The 1967-nt window shown below is 70.3% G+C and carries 1 protein-coding gene and 2 pseudogenes; all 3 read right to left on the bottom strand.

What is annotated here, in order from left to right; all coding sequences use genetic code 11:
- Nucleotides 1–143: 143 nt before the first annotated feature.
- A pseudogene (locus EHS43_RS48575) lies at nucleotides 144–260 on the bottom strand (myo-inositol-1-phosphate synthase); the annotation flags it as partial.
- A 53-nt stretch (nucleotides 261–313) separates the two neighbouring features.
- Complete coding sequence (locus tag EHS43_RS43495) at nucleotides 314–1687, bottom strand: ThuA domain-containing protein (RefSeq protein WP_125195934.1); 1374 nt, start codon at nucleotides 1685–1687, stop codon at nucleotides 314–316.
- A 144-nt stretch (nucleotides 1688–1831) separates the two neighbouring features.
- Nucleotides 1832–1967, bottom strand: a pseudogene (locus tag EHS43_RS43490) (sugar phosphate isomerase/epimerase); the annotation flags it as partial.

The following is a 1967-nucleotide window of genomic DNA, read 5'->3' as shown; positions in this document are numbered from 1 at the left end:
GTGTGGCAGGACGGCTCGGTGACGGTCAGTGGCCGGTGGCCGGTGTCGGCGAGGGTGGCGAGGACCGGGGGAAGTCGATCTCGCCGTAGCCGTGACCATGGCTGTGACCGTGCCCCTTACCACCGCTGCCGCCGCCGCTGCCGAAGGGAGGACAGGACCGACAGGCCGCTTCCGGTGAAGGGCGGGGTCTCGGTGACCGGGCCCGTCGGCGGACGCAGACCCGCGGTCACGGCTGCCCGGCCCGCGACGACCGGCGTCACGAGAGTCGGGGAGGACGGCGGGCGGGAGTCCGGCGTCCCCCGCCCGCCGCCGTTCAGTCGCCCGCCGGAGCCAGGCTCGAAGAGGCCTTCGCGGGCAGTTCCCTGAGCCGGATGTCGCGGAAGGACACGTGGTCGTCGGCTCCGTGGTTCTGGATGCCGATGTGCCCGTCACGCAGGCTCCGGGCCGGGTCGGTGTTGGTGAAATCGTTGATCTTCACGCCGTTGAGCCAGACGCGGAGGCGTTCGCCCTCCACGCGGATCTCGTACGTGTTCCACTCCCCCGGCGGGTTCAGCGCACGGTCGCGTTTCTTGAGGTCGGCGGAGCGGAAGCCGTAGACGGACCCCGTCGTCTTCTCGGGTACGTCGGTGGCGTCGATCTGGATCTCGTAGCCGTTGTCCACGGCGGACCAGGGGTCGTCCGAGGGCGGGAAGCCCACGAACACACCGGAGTTGTCGTCCCCGGAGGAGCCGGCCATCTTCCAGTCGAGCTTCAGCGAGTACGAGCCGAGGCCCTCGCCGGAGCCGGCGTACCAGAGCATGCCCATGCCGCCGGACGAGGTGAGCGTGCCGTCGTCGGACAGGGTGAAGGAGCCCGGTCCGGCCTGCTTCCAGTCGGTCAGTGAGGCGGCGGTGCCGTCGAAGAGGGGACGGTAGCCGTTCTCCGGCCGGCAGTCGGCCTGTGTGTCGCCGGTCGCGTACCGGAGGCCGCCGAGCAGGTGGCCGCGGAAGGCGGGGTCGGCGTAGGACTCCTTGGTGTGGCCGAGGCCGGTGTAGAAGGCCCGGCCGCCCTGGTAGTCCTGGCACCAGGCGATCGGATGGTCGCCGTTCATGGTGCCGCCGGTGTACGACGACTCGTCGAGGGAGGCCAGGACGTGGACCCGTTCGCGGGGGTTGGAGCGGTAGTTGTACCACTCGTCGGTGCGGTTCCACGTCGGGGACAGGGCCGACGTGGAGGGGTGGGCGCGGTCCTCGACCACCACCGTGGCCGGCTGGATCGCGGGGTGCGACTGGAAGTAGGCGCCGGCGAGGCCGCCGTAGAACGCCCAGTCGTACTCGGTGTCGGCGGCCGCGTGGACGCCGACGTATCCGCCGCCACCCCGGATGTAGCCCTCGAACGCCCGCTGCTGGGCGGGGTCGAGGACGTCTCCGGTGGTGGAGAGGAAGACGACGGCGTCGTAGCGGCGCAGGTTGCGTGCCGTGAACGCGGCCGCGTCCTCCGTCGCGTCGACCGTGAAGCCGGCGCTCTGCCCCAGTTCCCTTACGGCGGCCACGCCGTCGGGGATCGAGTCGTGCCGGAAGCCGGCCGTCTTGGAGAAGACCAGCACCCGTTCGGTGTCGGCGGAGTGCGACACGGCGGGCTCGGAGACGCAGCCGACGAGCAGGGCAGCTCCTACAACTACCGTGGACCATCGCTTGGTTGTGTTCATGTGATCCCTCCTCTCAGCCGGTGGTGAAGGTGAAGTCGTCCACGTCGAACTTCCCGTGCACGGATGCCTCCGGAGTGGGGCCGGACGTACGGGTGGGTGCGGTACGCCGGGATGCGCCGTCATCCCGGAACTGACTTGTGTGGCTTACTCGTTGCCTCCGAACGCGGCGTCGAAGGAGGCCGACGGCGGCTCGAAGTCGTACTTCTTCAGGCTCCTGAGCGCCTCCGGGGCGCCCTGGAGGCGGTCCATGCCGGCGTCCTCCCACTCGACCGAGACCGGA

It is taken from the genome of Streptomyces sp. RP5T (assembly GCF_003933965.1).
In the GTDB taxonomy this organism is placed as follows: domain Bacteria; phylum Actinomycetota; class Actinomycetes; order Streptomycetales; family Streptomycetaceae; genus Streptomyces.
Note: the sequence above shows the minus strand (reverse complement) of the source record. Positions and strands in the feature narration are given on the sequence as shown.